The sequence below is a fragment of the Brenneria izadpanahii genome (genome assembly GCF_017569925.1).
GTDB lineage: Bacteria > Pseudomonadota > Gammaproteobacteria > Enterobacterales > Enterobacteriaceae > Brenneria > Brenneria izadpanahii.
Window position 1 is genome coordinate 679,695 of record NZ_CP050854.1, and the last position, 22,638, is coordinate 702,332.

At 52.7% G+C, this 22,638-nt stretch carries 15 protein-coding genes and 2 pseudogenes; 13 read left to right on the top strand and 4 right to left on the bottom strand.

The features are described 5' to 3' along the window. The first annotated feature begins 597 nt into the window (after positions 1 to 597). Entirely contained in the window at positions 598 to 2,577 is a 1,980-nt protein-coding gene (gene speA / locus HC231_RS03060) for a biosynthetic arginine decarboxylase (protein ID WP_208229669.1), read from the top strand. Between the two features lie 67 nt (positions 2,578 to 2,644). Here the strand turns inward: speA and HC231_RS03065 are convergent, their stop codons facing one another. Then, entirely contained in the window at positions 2,645 to 3,262 is a 618-nt protein-coding gene (locus HC231_RS03065) for a LuxR C-terminal-related transcriptional regulator (protein WP_208229670.1), read from the bottom strand. 687 nt (positions 3,263 to 3,949) lie between these two features. Then, positions 3,950 to 4,708, bottom strand: coding sequence for a metalloprotease LoiP (gene loiP, locus HC231_RS03070; protein ID WP_208229671.1), 759 nt, complete (start codon positions 4,706 to 4,708; stop codon positions 3,950 to 3,952). A 342-nt stretch (positions 4,709 to 5,050) separates the two neighbouring features. Between loiP and tkt the strand changes: the two genes are divergently transcribed. The 10 genes and pseudogenes from tkt (at position 5,051) to HC231_RS03120 (ending at position 18,191) form a co-directional block, all read left to right on the top strand. After that, complete coding sequence (gene tkt, locus HC231_RS03075; protein ID WP_208229672.1) at positions 5,051 to 7,045, top strand: transketolase; 1,995 nt, start codon at positions 5,051 to 5,053, stop codon at positions 7,043 to 7,045. Between the two features lie 362 nt (positions 7,046 to 7,407). Then, positions 7,408 to 8,496, top strand: coding sequence for an ABC transporter substrate-binding protein (locus HC231_RS03080; protein WP_208229673.1), 1,089 nt, complete (start codon positions 7,408 to 7,410; stop codon positions 8,494 to 8,496). An 81-nt stretch (positions 8,497 to 8,577) separates the two neighbouring features. Beyond that, positions 8,578 to 10,346, top strand: a pseudogene (locus HC231_RS03085) (ABC transporter permease). Beyond that, positions 10,339 to 11,415, top strand: coding sequence for an ABC transporter ATP-binding protein (locus tag HC231_RS03090; RefSeq protein WP_208229674.1), 1,077 nt, complete (start codon positions 10,339 to 10,341; stop codon positions 11,413 to 11,415). Before HC231_RS03085 ends, HC231_RS03090 begins: the two are co-directional and overlap by 8 nt. 607 nt (positions 11,416 to 12,022) lie before the next feature. After that, a complete protein-coding gene (gene epd / locus HC231_RS03095) occupies positions 12,023 to 13,039 on the top strand; it encodes an erythrose-4-phosphate dehydrogenase (protein ID WP_208229675.1) in 1,017 nt (338 codons plus the stop codon). A 72-nt stretch (positions 13,040 to 13,111) separates the two neighbouring features. Then, the gene (pgk, locus tag HC231_RS03100; protein ID WP_208229676.1) at positions 13,112 to 14,275 is read left to right on the top strand and encodes a phosphoglycerate kinase; all 1,164 of its coding nucleotides are present in this window, start codon (positions 13,112 to 13,114) and stop codon (positions 14,273 to 14,275) included. A gap of 122 nt (positions 14,276 to 14,397) precedes the next feature. Further along, positions 14,398 to 15,477: a class II fructose-bisphosphate aldolase gene (fbaA, locus tag HC231_RS03105; RefSeq protein WP_208229677.1), complete on the top strand. Its 1,080-nt coding sequence runs from the start codon at positions 14,398 to 14,400 to the stop codon at positions 15,475 to 15,477. 131 nt (positions 15,478 to 15,608) lie between these two features. After that, positions 15,609 to 16,463 (top strand): small-conductance mechanosensitive channel MscS, encoded by an 855-nt coding sequence (gene mscS / locus HC231_RS03110; protein ID WP_208229678.1) that lies wholly within the window; start codon positions 15,609 to 15,611, stop codon positions 16,461 to 16,463. Positions 16,464 to 16,682: 219 nt separating this feature from the next. Next, complete coding sequence (gene argO, locus HC231_RS03115) at positions 16,683 to 17,297, top strand: arginine exporter ArgO (RefSeq protein ID WP_208229679.1); 615 nt, start codon at positions 16,683 to 16,685, stop codon at positions 17,295 to 17,297. A gap of 165 nt (positions 17,298 to 17,462) precedes the next feature. Then, a complete protein-coding gene (locus tag HC231_RS03120) occupies positions 17,463 to 18,191 on the top strand; it encodes an oxidative stress defense protein (protein WP_208229680.1) in 729 nt (242 codons plus the stop codon). Positions 18,192 to 18,198: 7 nt separating this feature from the next. On the opposite strand, the gene HC231_RS03125 is transcribed toward HC231_RS03120, so the two are convergent. Next, the gene (locus HC231_RS03125; protein WP_208231201.1) at positions 18,199 to 19,092 is read right to left on the bottom strand and encodes a LysR family transcriptional regulator ArgP; all 894 of its coding nucleotides are present in this window, start codon (positions 19,090 to 19,092) and stop codon (positions 18,199 to 18,201) included. 249 nt (positions 19,093 to 19,341) lie between these two features. On the opposite strand from HC231_RS03125, the pseudogene rpiA reads away from it, so the two are divergent. Both rpiA and serA read left to right on the top strand, forming a co-directional pair. Continuing rightward, positions 19,342 to 19,997 (top strand): annotated as a pseudogene (rpiA, locus tag HC231_RS03130) (ribose-5-phosphate isomerase RpiA). Between the two features lie 309 nt (positions 19,998 to 20,306). After that, positions 20,307 to 21,539 carry a phosphoglycerate dehydrogenase gene (gene serA / locus HC231_RS03135; protein ID WP_208229681.1) on the top strand — a complete coding sequence of 411 codons (1,233 nt, stop codon included), beginning with the start codon at positions 20,307 to 20,309 and terminating at the stop codon, positions 21,537 to 21,539. Positions 21,540 to 21,580: 41 nt separating this feature from the next. Here the strand turns inward: serA and HC231_RS03140 are convergent, their stop codons facing one another. After that, positions 21,581 to 22,582 carry a zinc-binding alcohol dehydrogenase family protein gene (locus tag HC231_RS03140; protein ID WP_208229682.1) on the bottom strand — a complete coding sequence of 334 codons (1,002 nt, stop codon included), beginning with the start codon at positions 22,580 to 22,582 and terminating at the stop codon, positions 21,581 to 21,583. Positions 22,583 to 22,638: the final 56 nt, after the last annotated feature.

Here is a 22,638-nt window from a genome sequence, read left to right on the forward strand (position 1 = left end):
CTCATTACCAGCAGTTTTTGGTTTTAACCGCCCATCGCTTTTCATCGTCAGCCATTTTTCGCCTAATGGGCGGCTGCCATATTTTCATTTTGCTTTTCCGGCATCATGTCGGTATAAACGGCAAGCGGTATGTTGGCCGTGATGTGCTATAGTTGATGGCTGACTGCATTCCTTGCGGCGCATGTGGAGGTGATAGGATTAATGATCCGCTGTTTACTGAGTGTGTTGCGCTCGCAACGCTTTTCTTTTGACGCTGTAGCGTCATACGCTCACCCCCTCTTTTTGTTTGCCCGAAGTTGCCGGTCTTTAAATTCGACTCAGGACTCCAGGGCCGGTTAATCCGTCTCTTATTCCCCGGCCAGGGCGTGTAATATTCTTCTGGCAATGGTTTTCCTGTTATTTCCACAATGAGTTTTCACTGACCCGTACCACGGAGTCTGACAACGTGTTTTACACTAATAAGAGTAATAAAACGGCGGCATACTGTATTCAGCCAGGTTTTTCCCTGCCGATGCGGAGTGTGACGAACATGTTTATGCAAGCTGTTTATTTAAGCGCTGATGCAATCAGCAGAACAAAAAAAGGAAGGGGTCTGTTATGTCTGACGACATGATTCATCAAGACTCGTCAGCGACGGGTAAACATGAAAACTTGCGCTCTATGCAGGAGGTTGCCATGAATGACCAGAATGCCAGCGAAATGCTTCGTACTTATAATATTGCCTGGTGGGGTAATAATTATTACGACGTTAATGAATTAGGGCATATCAGCGTCTGTCCGGATCCCGATGTGCCGGAAGCGCGCGTCGATCTGGCCAAATTGGTTAAAGAGCTGCAGGAAGAGAATCATCAACGCTTGCCGGCGCTGTTCTGTTTTCCGCAAATTCTTCAGCACCGTTTGCGCTCCATTAATGCGGCGTTTAAACGGGCGCGCGAATCGTTTGGCTATGAGGGCGGTTACTTTCTGGTTTACCCCATCAAGGTCAATCAACATCGCCGTGTGATTGAATCATTGGTCAACTCCGGCGAACCCATGGGATTGGAAGCGGGTTCAAAGGCGGAGCTAATGGCGGTGCTGGGCCACGCCGGAATGACGCGTACGGTGATTGTCTGCAACGGCTACAAAGACCGTGAATACATCCGTTTGGCGTTGGTGGGCGAAAAACTGGGGCACAAAGTATATCTGGTCATTGAAAAAATGTCCGAGATTAAGCTGGTGCTGGAGGAAGCGGAGCGTCTGAACGTGGTGCCCCGTCTTGGCGTTCGCGCCCGGCTGGCTTCCCAGGGATCCGGTAAATGGCAGTCCAGCGGCGGTGAAAAATCCAAATTCGGCCTGGCGGCGGCGCAGGTATTGCAATTAGTTGAAATGCTGCGTGCGGCCGGCCGGCTGGATAGCCTGCAACTTCTGCATTTCCATCTTGGCTCCCAGTTGGCGAATATCCGTGATATCGCCACCGGGGTCCGTGAGTCGGCCCGTTTCTACGTTGAGTTGCACAAGCTGGGCGTCAACATTCAGTGCTTCGACGTCGGCGGCGGCTTAGGGGTGGATTATGAAGGAACCCGCTCTCAGTCGGACTGTTCGGTAAACTACGGTCTGAATGAATATGCCAACAACGTGATTTGGGGCATTGGCGATGCCTGCAACGAATATGGGTTGCCGCATCCGACGGTGATCACCGAGTCGGGCAGGGCGGTAACGGCGCATCACACCGTATTGGTCTCCAATATTATCGGGGTGGAGCGTAATGAATTCAGCGAGCCCTCCGTCCCTGATGACGATGCGCCGCGCGCGTTGGAAAGCCTGTGGTCGACCTGGCTGGAAATTAAACAGCCCGGCAACCGCCGCTCTCTGCGCGAATGGCTGCATGACAGCCAGATGGATCTGCATGATGTGCATACCCAATATACGCACGGTATGCTGGATTTAACCCAGCGGGCGAAAGCGGAACAGCTTTATTTAAGTATTTGTCAGAAAATTCAGCAGCAGTTGGATCCCAGTAATCGCGCCCACCGGCCGATTATTGATGAACTGCAAGAGCGCATGGCCGATAAGCTGTACGTCAATTTTTCGCTTTTCCAATCTATGCCGGACGCATGGGGAATCGACCAACTGTTTCCGGTGATGCCGCTGGAAGGGCTGAATAAACAACCCGATCGTCGTGCGGTGCTGCTGGATATTACCTGTGACTCGGATGGTTCCATCGATCATTACATTGATGGCGATGGTATCGCGACAACGATGCCGATGCCGCCGTACGATCCCGATAATCCGCCTTTATTGGGGTTTTTCATGGTCGGCGCGTACCAGGAGATTCTGGGGAACATGCATAACCTGTTTGGCGACACCGCTACCGTCGATGTCTTCGTTTTTCAGGATGGCTCCGTCGAGATTGACGAGTCGGACGAAGGGAACACGGTCGCCGATATGTTGGAGTATGTTCAGCTCGATCCCGAAGTATTGATGGCCCGTTTCCGCGATCAGGTAAAAGCGACCAACCTGGATACGGATCTTCAGACACAGTTCCTGGAAGAGTTTGAAACCGGTCTCTATGGGTATACCTATTTAGAGGACGAATAACATCGTCCTATCTCCAAGGGTATATTGGCTTAAGGATGCGTCTGGCGCGCATCCTTTTTTATTTTAATTACGCCAGTGAGTCCAGCGCGTCGCTATCTTCCGTCGGCTCGGCCGAATAAGGCAATTCATCAATGGGGTTATCCCTAAAGAGAATCTTAGCGATGAGCAGCAGTGAATTTTTGTCCTGAACGCCATATTTATTCAATAATCTTGATTTGCTGTTCAATACGGACTTTTTATTCAGACCAATGATTTCCGAGATGATATCTACGCTGTAGCCCGCAATCCAATACTGAAAAATGGCGTACTCTGATTTGGATAGTCTGACTGGCGTGAGGGCATTTTTGTTATGTGTAAGTATGAAATCCAGGAAACTATAAAGAACGTCTATTGGTGATGACTTGGAAATAAGAACCGTTTTGTCATCAATACACACAGGATCATGGCGAGGGGAATTATTGATGATAACGAATGCCAACGTCATATTATAAAAAAGCGTCCTGACGGATTCGTAATATTCCTCAAATCCTTCACTGCTGCCGTCAATGATAAAGATACAGGTTGTCTTTCCCTGAGAAAGGGTAAACCTGGTAGAGGGTCTCACCGAGAACGCAGGAATGCTGGAAAGGATTTCTTGCAAGCCTACGGTTGTGAAACTGCATTTGCTGAAAATTCTGACATCCATAATTCTTAACACATGAACGATCATTTAATGAGGAACATACAACCAACCAGGGGCTAACGCCGTGAATACCGCTCAACCGTTAATGTAATGTTAAAACAATGGTTTTTAAAATAATTATAAAATTGTTATTTTAAAAATAGAAAAAGCGCTTAATCTTTATGATGTTGTCAGACGAAACATCAAAGCCTTAGGTACGGTAGTATGCTTGATTTGTAAAGCTATTGCTATCTGTAAAATAGATGAATCTAGCTTATTTATGGCGGAACGATAATAATTTTATTGGTGTTTTAATCTATTATTTAATTATTTTTAATTGTTATATCCTATCAATAAAGTCAATTCGAGTTCCATTTCACAGCTAAGCTTATCAGTATAATCCTCATTGTCGAGGCTTTGTTTCGAACCGCGAATTAGCAAGGCGAAGTTATTCGACAAATAAGTATGTCCTTGCCGCATGTTTTCCCGCAATTATTCAACTTTGCTAAAAAGGTAAGGTTGTCTTGCTAAATTAAATGGCGGGAATAATCCGTTCATCATTTGCCGGCGCGGCGTTTTCACATGGTGTTACGGTTTTGACGTTAAGGCGACGGCGGCAAGGCGTCATTGGTATGACGGCATCCGATCATGCCAGATGCCGGATAGTGGATGAGTGACTCGTCGTGTTTACGTTATGAACCTGCTAAGCCATTACTTTTCAGCGGCAATGCGGTCACGGATATGTTTGGCCCGCTCTTCCGATGCGGGATGGGAATCAAACATGCTGCTTTCACGCCCGGCATCCAGCTTGGCCAGTTTTTCAAAGCTGGTCGCCAGTCCTTCCCGTTTGAGGCCGCGTTTTTTCAGCAGATCGAACGAATAATCATCGGCCTGCTTCTCTTGTGACTGAGAGAACTGCGCATTAACCAGCTTTTCGCCCAGATCGGCGATTTGAGACTGCGATAACGACGCAGCTACCCCGCCGGCGGAAGCGGCGGCCGAGCGTGCGGCCGTGGCGGCGTAAGCAACCTGCATGGCTTTCCGGGTGTGGCCTAGCGCAACGTGACCCATTTCGTGTCCCAGAACGCCTTCGACTTCATTATCCGTCATCATATCCATCAGGCCGCTGTACACGCGGATGCATCCATTTGCCATCGCCCAGGCATTCACATCCTTTGTTAGGTAGACCTTATAGTTGGCCGGCGTGCCGTTAATATCGTGCCCTAACGCATCCGCAATTTTATTCAGGCGCTTTGTATACGCGCTATTGGCGGGGGCGATCTGAGCCTCTTTATCCATCTGCTCGCAGGATTGGTTACTCAGCGTTTTCACCTGATCGTCGGTTAGCGTGGCGGCCTGAAATGCCTGGGCGCCGGACTGCAGTAATGCGCCGGAGTCGAGATTCTGGCAGCCGCTGAGTAAAGCGGTAATACTTAGAGCAAGCAAAGGCAAAGAAATTCGAGGTGTCATAACATCATCTCCCTACGATAGTGGTGTATAAAAAAAGAAATGCGGTGCAAACATAGCGGAAAATATTATCGGCCAATAGGTCATTATTCTGATTTATATCCGATAGTTATTTCCCTATCAAGCATCAGCCGGCGGCATTGCGATCAATAACCGGTGCGGCCTAAAAATAGGGGCCGGTAAATCGGCGATGAGATCTACTGTTTTTGCTCACGGTTCCATGTGCATTCGCCTTGATTTTAATGTACATTTGTAGTCATCTTTTCTGTGCCTTTCTTGGCTAACGTGTTGATTAATATATCTATGTCTGATAAGACATCTGTTCAATCCGATCTGGAGTAAAGCATGTCCTCTCGTAAAGAACTTGCCAATGCTATCCGTGCGCTGAGTATGGATAGTGTGCAAAAAGCTAAATCCGGTCACCCAGGCGCCCCGATGGGGATGGCGGATATCGCCGAAGTCCTGTGGCGCGATTACCTTAACCATAATCCTGCTGATCCGCATTGGGCCAACCGCGACCGCTTTGTCCTGTCCAACGGCCACGCTTCAATGCTGATCTATAGCCTGCTTCATCTCACAGGTTATGACCTGTCGATCGAAGAGTTGAAAAACTTCCGTCAACTGCACTCCAAAACCCCCGGTCACCCTGAATATGGTTACACCCCAGGCGTGGAAACCACCACCGGGCCGCTGGGCCAGGGCATCGCCAACGCGGTCGGCATGGCGATTGCCGAACGTACGCTGGCCGCGCAGTTTAACCGTCCGGGCCATGAGATCGTCGATCATTACACCTATGCCTTCCTGGGCGACGGCTGCATGATGGAAGGGATTTCCCACGAAGTTTGCTCGCTGGCCGGCACCATGAAACTTGGCAAGCTGACCGCATTTTACGATGACAACGGCATTTCCATTGACGGCCACGTAGACGGCTGGTTTACCGATGATACTGCCGCCCGTTTTGAAGCATATGGCTGGCATGTCGTCCGCGGCGTAGACGGCCACGATGCCGATGCGATTAAACGCGCCATCAACGAAGCGCGGCTGGTTACCGATAAGCCATCGCTGTTGATGTGTAAAACGGTGATCGGTTTCGGTTCGCCGAATAAAGCCGGCACGCACGACGTCCACGGCGCGCCGCTGGGCGACAGCGAAGTCGCGGCGGTGCGTGAACAACTGGGCTGGAAGTATCCGCCGTTTGAGATCCCCGCAGAAATTTATGCCGAGTGGGACGCGAAAGCGGCCGGCAAACGTAAAGAAGCGGCCTGGGATGAAGCCTTTGCCGCCTATGCCAGCGCTTATCCCGATCTGGCCGCCGAGTTTAAACGCCGCACCAATGGCGATTTACCGGATAACTGGCAGGCCGATGCGCAGAAATTCATTGAGCAGTTGCAGGCTAACCCGGCGAAAATCGCCAGCCGCAAGGCGTCGCAGAATGCGCTGGAAGCCTACGGTAAACTGCTGCCGGAATTTCTGGGCGGCTCCGCCGACCTGGCGCCAAGCAACCTGACGATGTGGTCTGGTTCGACGTCGCTGGATAAGGATGCCGCCGGGAATTACATCCACTACGGCGTGCGTGAGTTCGGCATGACGGCGATTGCCAACGGCATTTCGCTGCACGGCGGCTTTATCCCTTATACCGCCACTTTCCTGATGTTTGTGGAATATGCCCGTAATGCGGTCCGCATGGCGGCGCTGATGAAAATTCGCAGCATCTACGTCTATACCCATGACTCCATTGGCCTGGGCGAAGACGGCCCGACTCACCAGCCGGTCGAGCAGTTGGCCAGCCTGCGCGTTACGCCGAATATGAGCGTCTGGCGTCCGGCCGATCAGGTTGAAACGGCGGTGGCATGGAAATACGCCATCGAACGTAAGGACGGCCCGACCGCATTGATCCTGTCGCGTCAGAATCTGGCTCAGCAGGAACGCAGCGCGCAGCAATTGGCGGATGTGGCGAAGGGCGCCTATGTGCTGAAAGACTGCGCCGGCCAGCCGGATGTCATTCTGATCGCCACGGGTTCCGAAGTGGAACTGGCCGTCGGCGCTTATGACAAACTGACGGCGGAAGGGCATAAGGTGCGCGTGGTGTCCATGCCGTCAACCGATGCGTTCGACAAACAGGACGAAGCCTATCGTGAGGCCGTATTGCCGCAAGCGGTATCGGCTCGCGTGGCGATCGAAGCGGGTATCGCGGACTACTGGTACAAGTATGTCGGCCTGAACGGCGCGATTGTAGGAATGGAAAGCTTCGGCGAATCCGCTCCGGCAGAGTTGCTGTTTGCAGAGTTCGGCTTCACGGTTGATAACGTGGCGGCAAAGGCCAAAGCGTTGTTGAAGTAAGATGCGTCGTCGCATGATCGGTACGGGCGGCTGTTGATGCATGCCGGCTGTGCCGCCGTATGGCCTGGCGCGGTGGTCAGGCCATATGTGCGTTTCTTCTTCTAAAAGAAACGCGTTGACGATCGCGCTGTTATTTAAAGATCGCGCTATTCGGCGGCGCGTTTTTGAAATGCTGCCCTCCAGACGGAATTCCCCCCCAAAAGCCAACCGTACTTAACTGACGGCATAAGTGCATTGCAAATTTTGCCGTCTAAAAAACGCCCAGCCTCACAAAACCGAAAGATAAAAAACCAACCTCATTGCTAAAAAATAGTTGTCAACTATATGTTAATTTTGTTCTAAAAATGTAATCAGAGGTTGGTATGTTGATAAAAATCGACACGGTGATCATTGCGATCGCCATACTGGGTTCGGTCCCCGCCTACGCTGAATTTCCGGCAGGATATCCGTCTGACTATCAGGCCATCGTTGACGGCGCCGGGAAAGAGGGCAAGGTTGTCGTGTACTCAACTACCGACACCAAAGCGGCCGGTCCGTTGATTCAGGGATTTGAAGCTCTGTATCCGGGCGTTAAGGTCGAATACAACGATATGAACAGCACGGAATTGTATAACCGTTTTATCAGTGAACAGGCGTCGGGTGGCGCCAGCGGCGATGTGCTGTGGAGCTCGTCGATGGATACCGCACTGAAACTGGCGGCCGACTATGCGCTGGAATACGCTTCTCCAGAGCAGGCCCAGTTGCCTAAATGGGCCGTTTGGAAAGAGAAAGCCTACGGCACCACCTACGAGCCGGTGGCGTTTATCTATAACAAACGCCTGATCCCGCAGGGAGACGTACCCGGTTCGCACGCTGACCTGGCAAAACTCATCGCCAGCCAGACAGACAAATTCAACAGAAAGGTCACCACCTACGATATTGAAAAGTCAGGGCTGGGGTTTATGTTGTCGGTACAGGACGCCAAGGAGGATCCGAATTATTTCACTACGCTGGCTGATGTCGCCAAGGGCGGTTTGTCGGTACAGTCTTCCACCGGCACCATGATGGAAAGGGTGTCATCAGGAGAAAATCTGATTGGTTTCAACATACTGGGCTCCTATGCCGAAGCGCGGGCCAAAACGGATCCTTCGCTGGGCATCGTGTATCCGAAGGATTACACCCTGGTGCTGTCGCGCGTCTCCTTTATCAGCAGTGAAGCGCCCCATCCCAACGCGGCGAAACTGTGGTTTAACTATGTGCTGTCCGAAAAAGGGCAGAGCATTCTTGCCAATCAGGCTGATATTCCTTCCATCCGTAACGATATCGAAGGCAAGAATGATATTGAAGGCATGACGCAAATGTTGGGCGATGCGTTAAAGCCAATCCCGGTCGATGAAAGCCTGCTTGAGTACCTACAACCGGTGAAACGCCTGGATTACATCAAACAGTGGCGTACAGCGGCGGCAAAATAAGCATCGGGCCGGGCGGCGCCTGCATGGCTATGCCGGCGCACATCCCTGGGTAATCGCGATTCATCACCATTAGGGCTTTCTATGAAAGCATGGCGCAGAAAGTGGCAGAGCCTGCCGCGCGGCGTAGTGGTATTGATAACCGCACTGGTTATCTACATACCGCTGTCGTTTATCATCATTCAAAGTTTTCTTTCCGCCCCGTTTTTCTCCCCTTCCAAGGTGTTCAGCCTGGAGGCGTTTCAGTTTATTTTTACCGATCCGGATTTTTATAAGGCGTTGAAAAGCGGTTTTATTTTGGCCTTCGGGTTGATCGTCATCGCCATACCGCTGGGGGAATTCTGGCTTTTCTGATGGTCAGGACCGATTTACCCGGCCGCAGATTGATTGAGCCGCTGATTCTGGTGCCTATTTTTGTTTCACCGATGGTGCTGGGTTTCGGTTACGTGGTGGCGGCCGGGCCGGTGGGGTTCTTTTCCTTATGGGCGGAGGCGCTGTTGGGTTTTGTTCCGTGGAATATCTACTCGATGGCGAGCATTGTGGCGATCGCCGGACTGACCCATGTTCCCCATGCTTATCTTTATATTTCATCAGCGTTGCGCAGCGTGGGTTCCGATGTGGAAGAAGCGGCGCGCACGGCGGGCGCCTCGCCGCTGCAGGTGATGACCGCCGTCAGCCTGCCGATGGTTCGCCCGTCGATTTTGTACGCCTGCGTGTTGCTGTTTTTTCTCGGGCTGGAGGTCTTCGGCCTGATGCTGGTGCTGGGCGATCCCGAAGGCAATTTGGTGCTGGCGACCTACCTTTATCAACTCACCAATAAGCTGGGCACCCCGTCCTATCATTTGATGGCGGCGGTGGCGGTAGTTCTTATCTGCATCACCATCCCGCTGGTTATGCTGCAGCGCCGTCTGATGCGCACCGCCAACCGTTTCGTCACCGTGAAGGGCAAAGCTGCGCAGGCTCATGCGTTGCCGTTGGGAAAATGGCGTTGGGTTGCCGGCTCCGTTGTGGTGCTCTGGTTGACGGTGACGATAGGCGTGCCGCTGCTGGGGGTGATGCTGCGCGCTTTTATTTCCAATTGGGGCGTTGGCGTCTCTCTCTGGGATGAGCTATCGCTCAACACCTTCCGTACGATTTGGCAGCAGCCCAATCTGTTGCGGGCCATCGTCAACTCAATGGCGATAGGGGTGATCGGCGGGGCGTTGGCCGTGGTCTGCTATCTGTTTATCGGTATAGCCATGCACCGCAAACCCGATGGCGTGACCCGTTTTCTCGACTACAGCGTTCTTGTTCCGCGCGCCGTGCCGGGGCTGTTGGCGGGGCTGGCGTTCCTGTGGGTGTTTCTGTTTTTACCCATGTGGCTGGATAAATCGCTGAAAGAGGGCTGGCTGTCGGCGCTGCCGATGGCGGAGTGGCTACGGGCGAACTGGATCGTCTGGCTGCGCTCATTACGCAGCACCATTTTCAGCGTCTGGTTGGCCTATACCGTGGTATGGATGGCATATGGCCTGCGGTTGATCTCCTCAACGCTGCTGCAGGTCGGTCCTGAGTTGGAAGAAGCGGCGCGCAGCACCGGCGCAAGCCGCGGTCAGATCACTCGTCACATCACCGTTCCGCTGTCGCGTTACGGCCTGATCGGTTCGTGGCTGCTGATGTTCCTGATCTTCGAGCGTGAATATTCCACCGGGGTTTATTTGCTTTCTCCGGGGACCGAAACCATCGGTTCCATGCTGGTTTCCCTGTGGGCGGCCGGCGCGATTGATATCGTCGCCGCGCTCTCCTTTATCAACATTATGTTGGTCGTGCTGGGGTTGGGCATAGCCCTGCGTTTTGGAGTGAATTTACATGATTGAGCTTTCAGTAGAGAACCTGCATTTGACCTATGGCGATAACCCGGTGCTAAAAGGGGTGTCCATGCAGTTGACGCGGGGAGAGGTGGTTTCGCTGCTGGGGCCGTCGGGCAGCGGTAAAACCACCTTACTGCGCGCCGTGGCCGGTTTGGAAAAACCCGCTCAGGGCCGCATTATCATCGGCCGCAATACGGTTTACGATGGCGGCGAGCGCAGTGAAATTCCCGCCGAAGAGCGCAACCTGGGGCTGGTGTTCCAGTCTTACGCCCTGTGGCCGCATAAAACCGTGTTTGAGAACGTCGCCTATCCGCTGAAGTTGCGCAAGATAGCCGCGGCGGAAATCACCCGGCGCGTGCAAGGGGTGCTTGAGCAGCTTGGGTTAGGTCATTTGAGCAAACGCCACCCGCACCAGCTTTCCGGCGGCCAGCAGCAGCGCGTGGCGATCGGCCGTGCGCTGGTCTATAACCCGCCGGTGATCCTGCTGGATGAACCGTTGTCGAATCTCGACGCGAAGCTGCGTGAAGAGGCGCGGGTATTCCTGCGCGAACTGATCATTAAACTGGGTTTGTCGGCGCTGCTGGTCACTCACGATCAGAATGAGGCGATGGCGATCTCCGATCGTATCCTGCTGCTCAATAATGGAAAAATTGAACAGCAGGGCACGCCGCAGGACATGTATGGTTCGCCGACGACCCTATTTACCGCCGAATTTATGGGGAGCAACAATCGTCTGTATGGCAAGATTCGCGAAATGCGCGACGGCAAGGCGATGATCGAAGGCAAGGATTGGGCGCTGTGGGGGCTGGCGGGAGAGGGCGTACAAACCGGCCAGCAGGCGACGGCGGTGATTCGCGTTGAGCGCGTCTGCCTGGACGACGCGCCTGGGGAGAATCAGCTTGAATTGCCGTTGCTGACCAGTATGTATCTTGGCGATCGCTGGGAGTATTTATTCCGCACGGTAGCCGAAGATTTTGTGGTGCGGGCCTACGGCGCCGAGGTGCGGCAATCCGCGTTGTACCGGCTCTCCCTGCCGGCGGAACACCTGTGGATTTTCCCCTCGGCCCAGCCATAAAAAGGGCGCTATTGTTTGAACGGTTCGCTTTCACGGCGGATAACGTGGAAGGTATTGTCAACGTCAGTGCCGAACCGGTATGGTTTTCCGTTAGCGCGTGGTCAGATTTCGGAGAAACAGCGGGAGGCGCAGTAATGCCTCTCCCCTGAGTCCGTCCGCGCAACTCGATCTCACTACAATGAGGGGAGGATAAAAAACGTTTCCGGCGTTTTTTTATGACGTGCGTCACTCTTCTGGATAGTGTCGAGTGAGAATATTTCTTTTGCAGCTTAATTCGTTTATGCTAGCTGAAGCGTTTCAGTTGTGATGTAGGTAACATTTATTCAACGATTCAGCCGTACCCGCAGCTTCCCGTATGGAAGCCTGTCTGAGAAATCAGGGAGATCTCTATTCCAAGGATTACCAGAGGAAGCAGAGGGTAACTGAACGAATCACCAGAAACTTAGTCAACTAAGTCACTGGGTGAAAATCTGTCGGGGGCGGGGTTAAACTCGGTTTACCGCGTCCGACAGGAAAGAGATTCTTGGAATGCCAATGCCGCTGCCACTTCGAGTAAGAAGGATATATCCTATGAGGGTGGTATGATCATCATTACACAGGGAATTGCATGACAATCCGTATTGCTATAAACGGTTTTGGCCGAATTGGCCGTAATGTCTTACGCGCGCTGTATGAGTCGGGCCGCCGGGCAGAGATCTCGGTGGTGGCAATCAATGAACTGGCGAGCGCCGAGGGCATGGCCCACCTGCTCAAATATGATTCCAGCCATGGCCGCTTTCCATGGGATGTCCGTCAGGAGTGCGATCAGCTGTATGTCGGAGATGATTGCATCCGGCTGTTGCATCAGGCGGAGATCCGGCAGTTGCCCTGGCGTGAACTCGGCGTTGACGTGGTGTTGGATTGTAGCGGCGTTTATGGCAGCCGGGAGGATGGCGAGGCGCATTTGGCGGCCGGAGCCAAAAAAGTGCTCTTTTCCCACCCTGGGACGCCCGACCTGGACGCCACGGTAGTATTCGGCGTTAATCACCGGGATTTAAAAACCGAACACCGCATCGTTTCGAATGCATCCTGCACAACCAACTGCATTATTCCTATAATTAAGCTGCTGGACGACGCATTTAGTATTGAGAATGGAACGGTAACGACGATCCACTCTTCAATGAACGATCAGCCGGTGATCGATGCTTACCACCGCGATCTGAGACGCACCCGCGCCGCCGGTCAGTCCATTATTCCGGTAGATACCAAACTGGCGGTGGGCATCACCCGAATTTTCCCGAAGTTTCTCGATCGTTTCGAAGCAATATCCGTTCGGGTTCCTACAATTAACGTTACGGCGATAGATTTAAGCGTCAGCGTGAAGAGAGCCGTAAACGTGAATGAAATTAATGCGCTGTTTCAAAAATCAGCGCATGAGGCATTTCGTGGTATAGTTGACTACACCGAATTGCCGTTGGTTTCGGCCGATTTTAACCATGATCCCCATAGTGCCATTGTTGATGGCACGCAGACCCGGGTTAGTGGCCAGCATCTGATCAAAACCCTGGTCTGGTGCGATAATGAATGGGGATTCGCCAACCGAATGTTGGATACAACACGGGCAATGGCGGCCTGCGGTTTCTAGTACGACGATATTGATTAACGGTCGATATCTCGCTCAAGCAACTTTAAAAGAGAATCAACAAGAGGATTCACCATGTCTGTAATTAAGATGACCGATCTGGATCTGGCTGGCAAACGCGTGCTGATCCGTGCGGATCTGAACGTGCCGGTAAAAGAAGGTAAAGTGACGTCTGATGCGCGTATCCGCGCTTCTCTGCCGACCATCGAAGCCGCCCTGAAACAGGGTGCTCGCGTGATGGTGACTTCCCACCTGGGGCGTCCGACCGAAGGAGAATACAACGAAGAGTTTTCTCTGCTGCCGGTTGTCAATTACCTGAAAGACAAACTGTCTTCTCCGGTGCGTCTGGCGAAAGATTATCTGGATGGCGTAGACGTTGCTGAAGGCGAACTGGTTGTTCTGGAAAACGTACGCTTCAACAAAGGCGAGAAGAAAGACGACGAAGTGCTGGCGAAAAAATATGCCGCGCTGTGCGACGTATTCGTCATGGATGCTTTCGGTACGGCTCACCGCGCCCAGGCTTCAACGCACGGCGTGGGTAAATTCGCGCCTATCGCCTGCGCCGGTCCGCTGCTGTCCGCCGAACTGGAAGCATTAGGCAAAGCGCTGGGTAACCCGGCTCGTCCGATGGTCGCCATCGTCGGCGGTTCTAAAGTTTCGACCAAACTGACCGTACTTGATTCACTGTCTAAAATCGCCGATCAACTGATCGTCGGCGGCGGCATCGCCAATACGTTCGTTGCGGCTCAAGGCCATAACGTCGGTAAATCGCTGTACGAAGCGGACCTGATCCCAGAAGCGAAAAAACTGTTGGAAACCTGCGATATCCCGGTTCCTACCGATGTTCGCGTGGCAACAGAGTTTTCTGAAACGGCTGCCGCGACGACTAAATCCGTCACCGAAATTAAAGACGATGAGCAGATTCTGGATCTGGGCGATGTTTCTGCGGAACGTCTGGCAGACATCCTGAAAAACGCCAAAACCATTCTGTGGAATGGTCCGGTCGGCGTATTCGAGTTCCCGAATTTCCGTAAAGGCACTGAAATCGTCGCCAAAGCCATTGCAGACAGCGCGGCATTCTCCATCGCTGGCGGCGGTGATACGCTGGCGGCAATCGACCTGTTTGGTATCGCCGATAAAATTTCCTATATTTCTACCGGCGGCGGCGCTTTCCTTGAGTTCGTAGAAGGGAAAAAACTGCCGGCAGTAGTTATGCTGGAAGAACGCGCTAAACAGTAATGTTTCAGGCTGAGCGCAGTTTACCGCCTCAGCCTTGGCCGTCCCGTCAATCGTGCCGGGACAGCCATCGATTTAACGATCGATTTTTCTAACCCCACGGCCAACGAAACAGGACACGTAACATGTCTAAAATTTTTGATTTCGTAAAACCTGGTGTCATCACTGGTGATGATGTTCAGAAAGTTTTTGCAGTAGCAAAAGAAAACAAATTCGCACTGCCAGCAGTAAACTGCGTCGGTACCGATTCAATTAATGCCGTGCTCGAAGCCGCAGCCAAAGTGCGTTCGCCGGTGATTGTTCAATTCTCTAACGGCGGCGCCGCATTCATCGCCGGTAAAGGCCTGAAATCCGACGTTCCGCAGCAGGCTGCTATCCAGGGCGCGATCTCCGGGGCGCATCACGTTCATCAAATGGCCGAATACTACGGCGTGCCGGTTATCCTGCACACCGACCACTGCGCCAAAAAACTGCTGCCGTGGCTGGACGGGCTGCTGGACGCCGGTGAAAAATACTTCGCCGCCAACGGTAAGCCGCTGTTCTCTTCTCACATGATCGACCTGTCTGAAGAATCCCTGGAAGAAAACATCGAAATCTGTAGCAAGTACCTGGCCCGCATGGCGAAACTGGGTATGACGCTGGAAATCGAACTGGGTTGCACCGGCGGTGAAGAAGACGGCGTGGACAACAGCCACCTGGATAACTCCGCGCTGTACACGCAGCCGGAAGACGTGGCTTATGCTTATGAAAAACTGAATGCCATCAGCCCGCGTTTCACGATTGCCGCTTCTTTCGGTAACGTCCACGGCGTTTACAAGCCGGGTAACGTACAGCTGACGCCGAAGATCCTGCGTAACTCTCAGGACTTCGTCTCTAAAAAATACAACTTGCCGCACAATAGCCTGAACTTCGTATTCCACGGCGGTTCCGGTTCTACCGCCGCTGAAATTGAAGAAGCAGTAGGCTACGGCGTTATCAAAATGAACATCGATACCGATACCCAGTGGGCAACCTGGGAAGGTATTCTGCAGTACTACAAGAAAAACGAAGGGTATCTGCAAAGCCAGCTGGGCAACCCGGAAGGCGCCGACAAACCGAACAAGAAATACTACGATCCGCGTGCATGGCTGCGTGCCGCACAAGGCACCATGGTAGCTCGTTTGGAAAAAGCCTTTAAAGAACTGAACGCAATCGACGTTCTTTAACTAAGATTCTTAAAGGTCTATCGCTAAGGCTCCCACGGGAGCCTTAATTTTATACGGGTTTTGCCGCAGATTGCGGTTTTTGGTGTGAAAACGAGGCTCTGTCAGGGAGCGTAAGAATCAGGAGTTATTGTATGGAAGAACTGAACGAAGGCGTGCAGCAAGCGACCGGTTGGCTGGTTACTCATCAGGATATCTTGTTGCAGTATGCGGTTAATATCGTTGCCGCATTAGTGATCCTGGTGGTCGGGCTGATTGTCGCCCGCGTGGTGTCGGGAACGATTAATAGAGTGATGGTGAGCCGCTCCATTGATAAAACGGTGGCGGATTTTCTGTGCGCTCTGGTGCGCTATGGCATTATCGCGTTTACGCTGATCGCGGTGCTGAGCCGGGTCGGCGTTCAGACGGCATCGGTGATTGCGGTACTGGGTGCGGCAGGTTTAGCTGTTGGTTTAGCCCTGCAAGGATCGCTGGCAAACTTTGCGGCGGGCGTGCTGTTGGTCATTTTTCGCCCCTTCCGTACGGGAGAGTATGTTGATTTGGGCGGTGTCGCCGGAACGGTCATCCAGGTTCAGATTTTTTCTACCACCTTGCGCACGACGGATGGCAAGATCATCGTGGTGCCGAATGGTAAAATCATCGCGGGAAATATCATTAACAGTTCGCGTGAGCCCGATCGCCGCACGGAGATTATTGTCGGCGTGGCCTATGATGCCGATATCGATGTGGTTAAAAAATTGTTGGGCGACATTGTGGCGGCCGACAAACGCATCCAGCACGATAAAGGCGTGACCATTCGTTTAAATGAGATGGCGGCGTCATCCCTCAATTTTGTGGTATGGGTATGGACCACCAATGGCGATGCCCAGGCGGTTTACTGGGATCTGTTGGAAAGTTTCAAACGGGTGCTGGACGAAAACCGTATCGGTATCCCGTATCCGCAGATGGATGTGCATTTGTATAACGCCGATCGGCAGGAAACCAACTAATTAATGCTTCGGCTTATCCGGGAAGCGATTCCCGGATAAATGCTCTTTCCCCCTTTGATCATATCTCCAGACAACATGAGTCCGCCAAATCCGTATAACGGCCGTGGTTCATTGTTATTAGTTTCTCTAATTAATAATTAGAATATTAAATTTCCATTAATGTTTAACCGCCTCTAGACTGCCGCTCATTGCAACAAGGGTTGTTTGAGGAAAGCGGTTATGTTGACGGTATATCTACAGGGATTTATCTTCGGCGCGGCAATGATTTTGCCTTTAGGCCCACAGAATGCTTTTGTGATGAATCAGGGCATTCGTCGTCAGTACCATTTGATGATCGCGCTTTTATGTTCGCTGAGCGACGTGGCGCTGATTTGCGCCGGGGTATTCGGCGGCAGCGCGCTGCTCAGCCACTCCTCATTGCTGGTGGGGGTGATTACCTGGAGCGGCGTCGCTTTCCTGCTGTGGTACGGCTGGGGAGCATTCAAGGCGGTATTCAGCAAGGATTCGGCGGTGGTTAAGCGCGAAGTGATGGCGCAGAGCCGTTGGCGCATCCTCGCAACGATGCTGGCTGTTACCTGGCTTAATCCGCACGTCTATCTGGATACGTTTGTTGTGCTGGGCAGCTTGGGGAGCCAATTTACCGGATCGGGACGCGGTTGGTTCGCTCTGGGGTCGATTACGGCGTCGTTTTTGTGGTTTTTCGCTTTGGCGCTGCTGGCGGCCAGGTTATCGCCGTGGCTGAATACGCCACGCGCGCAGCGTGTGATTAACCTGTTTGTCGGCATGGTAATGTGGATGATTGCATTACAGCTGGCCCGGCATGGCTGGCAATAAATTACATTGCTTTACACGGGTTTCGGAAATTCGCCTATATTTTGTTGTGTCAGCAATACGTTATGTTACCCGGCATACAGAACTTACCGCCGGCGCGGGCAACAAAGCGGCGGTAAAGCGGTCTGATGACCGTTTCAGCGACAAAATATAAATAAAGGAGTCATTGTGAAGCTAAGAGCCCTAACATTAGCTGCTATGGTTGGTTTAAGTACTTTACCGATGACCGGTCAGGCCGCAGAACTACCGGATGGCCCGCATGTCGTGACTTCGGGCACGGCCAGCGTCGATGCTACGCCGGATATTGCTCGTTTGGCGATTGAGGTCAGCGTGTCATCCAAAGATGCCGCCGATGCGAAAAAGCAGGTCGATGCCCGAGTCGCTCAGTATTTTGATTTCCTGGATAAAAACGGGATTGAGAAAAAGGATATCAATGCGGCCAACTTACGCACCCAGCCGGAATATGATTATCTGAAAACCGGCGGATCGGTGCTGAAAGGTTATCGCGCCGTGCGTCAGGTTGAGGTTACGCTCCGCCAGCTGGACAAGCTGAATGAACTGCTTGATGGCGCATTGAAGGCGGGACTGAATGAAATTCGCACCGTTGACCTGGGCGTGGCCAATCCCGATGGTTACCGCGATAAGGTTCGTCAAAAGGCCATTGAGCAGGCAACCAGCCAGGCTCAATCGCTAGCCAAAGGGTTTAACGCCACTCTTGGGCCTATCTACAGCATTCGTTATCACGTGACTAACTATCAACCTGTCCCCATGGCCCGGATGTTTAAAGCGGCTGATGTGGCGGTGCAGAGTGAAGCTGCTCAAACCTACGAGCAGCAAACCATTCATTTTGACGACCAGGTGGATGTGGTGTTTGAACTTCAGCGCAATCCCGAATAAGCGTTATTCAGGACTGCCGCAATACCTGATGCCCATGCGCCAACAGGGCATCGGTAACCTTCCTCATCATTCTGCTTTCCGGGGCAAAACGGTGCCAATAGAGCATCCGGCGCTGAAACAGCCCCGGCGTCAGATCAATCAGTTCATTGCTGGCCAGCTCTTTCTCGATCTGCAAATGCGGGATCATACAGCAGGTTGTGCCCTGCCGGGCCAACTGCACAAAGGCTTCCGAAGAGTTCACGATATGGCACGGCACGCTGCCGGGCGATAAGTCGAAGTTTTGCTGTAAGAACGCCTGATGCATATCATCAAGGTGATCGAACGCGACGGCCGGCGCGCGTAGCAGGGCGGATCGCGTCACGCCGTTGGGAAAATAGCGGGCGGCAAACGTCGGCGAAGCGACAAACAGATAGTCCAGGGCGCCCAGTTTATCGACCAGGCAGCTTGGCAGCGGCTGCGGCTGAATACTCACGGCGCCCACCACTTCACCGCGGCGCAGTCTTTCCTGCGTCCGGGTTTCGTCTTCCACCTGTAGATTTAAACGAATGGGCGAATCCGCCAGCACGGGTTGCAAAGCGGGCAGCAGCCAGGTCGCCAGACTGTCGGCGTTAACCGCCAGTGACAGCAGCAGCGGAATATCGCTGCTGGTTTCGTTACCTAACCACTCCTCTTCCAGCAGTTCAACCTGATGCAATAGCGCCAGGAGTTTCTGTCCCTGCTCGGTGGGGCGCGGCGGAATTGTTCTGACTAACAACGGCTGACCGAACAGGTTCTCCAACTGTTTGATGCGCTGGGAGACGGCCGATTGAGTTATGCATAATTTCTGCGCTGCGCGCTCAAAGCCCCGCTCACGGATTACGGCATCCAGAGCCTGCAGCGTTCGATAGTCCGGGCGTTTCATGAAAGTAAAAATCCCCTGAGTGAAGTCAGTTTTTTTCACTATGCCACATTTTGTGGTTTTACCATGCAGAAATCTTATTCCCGGATTTTGGTTGACGGACTATATCTATAGCAGGCGTGGATGCGGATTTGTCGCTCGTCCGGGCAGACAAATGGAGATACGATTCCCCGTCCGCCGACTGCATCTGACGCCTATTGGGTATATAATGCCCCCACATTTTCATACTTTCATATCTACGGGCCTGAAACTATGACACAAGATGAACTGAAGAAAGCAGTTGGCTGGGCGGCGCTTGACTATGTTCGTCCCGATACCATCGTTGGCGTGGGGACGGGTTCGACGGCCGCCCATTTTATTGATGCGTTGGGTTCGATCAAACATCAGATTCAAGGCGCGGTATCCAGTTCCGATGCCTCTACGGCAAAATTGAAAAGCCTGGGGATCCCGGTTTTTGACTGTAACGAGGTGGACTCGCTGGATGTTTATGTCGACGGCGCGGATGAAATAAACGGGCATATGCAAATGATAAAAGGCGGCGGCGCGGCGCTGACCCGTGAAAAAATCGTTGCCGCCATCGCCCGTCGGTTTATCTGTATTGTTGACGAATCGAAACAGGTTGATGTGTTGGGCAGGTTTCCGCTGCCGGTTGAGGTTATTCCGATGGCCAGATCTTACGTTGCCCGTGAGCTGGCGAAAATGGGCGGGCAACCGGAATATCGCCAAGGGGTAATAACCGATAACGGCAATGTTATTCTTGATGTCCACAACCTGAACATTATGGATGCAGTAGCCGTGGAGAACCATATCAACGGTATTGCCGGCGTGGTGACCGTGGGACTGTTCGCCAACCGGGGGCCGATATCGCGCTGGTTGGTACCTCAGCGGGTGTGAAAACGGTTAAGTAGCGCGGTAAGGTTATCATTGGTCGCGGCGGGCGCGAGCCGATTGCCGCGACTGAAAATTTTTCATATAAAATCCCTTGAGCGGTTAACAGCTCATTTTTGGTACTTAATATCACTTTTTCTTATTTTATTTGTCGTCAATATGGCTATGGGGCTGTTTGGCAACATTTTTCGCCAGAAATTTTGAGTGCATCTCTAACGCGTGATATGAGCGAAGCAATCGTTTGTATTGCTGACTACGTAATTTTTGTTATGTTGGCAGGGACTGTTTAGCAAACTGTCGCATCTGAAGTCTGAAAATAAGGTCGGGAAATGGCAAAGGTATCACTAGAAAAAGATAAGATTAAATTTCTGTTGGTCGAGGGAGTGCATCAGAGCGCGTTGGAAAATCTGCGTGCGGCTGGTTACACCAATATCGAATATCATAAAGGCGCGCTGGAGCCGGAAGCGCTGAAAGCCTCCATCCGCGATGCGCATTTCGTCGGTATTCGTTCTCGTACCCATTTGACGGAAGAAGTTTTTGCCGCCGCTGAAAAATTGATTGCGGTCGGTTGTTTTTGTATCGGTACGAATCAGGTTGAGTTACCGTCTGCGACAAAACGCGGTATTCCGGTATTTAACGCGCCGTTTTCCAATACTCGTTCCGTAGCCGAAATGGTGCTCGGTGAAATGCTGCTTATGCTGCGTGGTATTCCGGCTGCGAATGCCAAGGCACACCGTGGTGTCTGGAACAAACTGGCCGTTGGCTCCTATGAAGCGCGCGGCAAGAAACTGGGTATCATTGGGTATGGCCATATCGGTACTCAGTTGGGCATTCTGGCTGAAAGCCTAGGGATGCACGTTTATTTCTACGATATTGAAAGCAAGCTGCCGCTGGGAAATGCGCAACAGGTTCGTCATCTTTCAGATCTGTTGAACATGAGCGATGTGGTCAGCCTGCACGTTCCGGAAACGGAAAGCACCCAGAATATGATGGGCGCGGAAGAGCTGGCTCTGATGAAGCCGGGCTCAATTCTGATTAACGCTTCACGCGGTACGGTGGTGGATATTCCCGCGCTGTGCGATGCACTGTCCAGCAAACATATCATCGGCGCGGCGATCGACGTGTTCCCCAAAGAGCCTGCATCCAACAGCGAGCCGTTCCAATCGCCGCTATGCGAATTTGATAACGTGCTTTTGACGCCGCATATCGGCGGTTCAACGCAGGAAGCGCAGGAAAATATCGGCGATGAAGTCGCCGGGAAACTGGTCAAATACTCCGACAACGGCTCTACGCTGTCTGCGGTCAACTTCCCCGAAGTTTCGCTGCCGACCCATAGTGAACGCGCCAGCCGTCTGCTGCACATTCATGAAAACCGTCCGGGCGTACTGACGCAGATTAACCACATTTTTGCCGAGCAGGGGATCAATATTGCAGCGCAGTATCTGCAAACATCCGCCGAGATCGGTTATGTGGTTATTGATGTTGAAACTGACGGCGCGCATACGGCGCTGCAGCTGATGAAGGCGATCCCCGGCACCATCCGCGCCCGCCTGTTGTACTAATATAGCGTTAACCAGCCCCTTTCCGGGGCTGGTGTTTCCCGTCAGAAAGCGATAACCACCTTGCCGCGCATGTGGCCTTCCAGCACTTTATGATGAGCCTGTTGCAGCGTTTCAACGCTCAGCCCTTGCAAGATCTCGCTCGCCGTTCCCTGTAGTTTGCCTGCGTCGATCAACTGGGCGACCTGCTGTAGAATTTTTCCCTGTTGGCCGATATCGGGCGTGGTGAACATACTGCGGGTAAACATAAATTCCCAATGTAAGGCCGCGCTTTTAAGCTTCAGGGTATCCTGATCGAGCGGGTGCTGATTTTCCACGATAGTGCAAACGTGTCCCAGCGGGGCGATCAGCTTGCTGATCGCCGCCCAGTGGCCGTCGGTATCATTCAGACAGAAAATATAATCCACCTGGCTAATGCCTTCTTTTTTCAACTCTTCAACCAGATTGCGATAATCGACAACCAGGTGCGCGCCGCGCTGGCGGCACCATTCGGCCGAGTCAGGTTGTGATGCGGTGGCGATAATTTTTACCGGACTGCGCAAGGCGGCCAGCGAGATCGCCAGCGAACCGACGCCGCCGGCGCCGCCGATGATCAGCAGAGTTTTTTCACTATCCGCCTGCTGGATTTTCAGATGCTCAAACAGGCCTTCCCAGGCAGTAAGGGAGGTGAGCGGCAGCGCCGCCGCCTGCGGCCAATCCAGCGACGATGGCTTATGCGCCGCGATACGGGAATCGATCAACTGCTGCGTGCTATTACTGCCGGGACGGGTAATGTCGCCGGCATACCAGACTTCGTCGCCCGCCTTGAAACCGCTGACGGCGCTGCCGGTTTTCAGCACCACGCCGCTGGCGTCCCAGCCGAGGATACGCGGCTGATGTAAACCGTTTTTGCGCAATCCGGCATGTACTTTGGTATCCACCGGATTAACGGAAACGGCTTTCACCTCTACCAGAAGATCGTATTCACCCGGCTCAGGGATCTCCGGCGTAATGCTAATAAAATTTTCAGGATGTTGGGGATCAACAGCTATCGCATGAACGGTCATGTTGGCGCCTCTTGTCGTTTATTGCCGTACGTAGATGTCTTCTTGTACACAGTGTA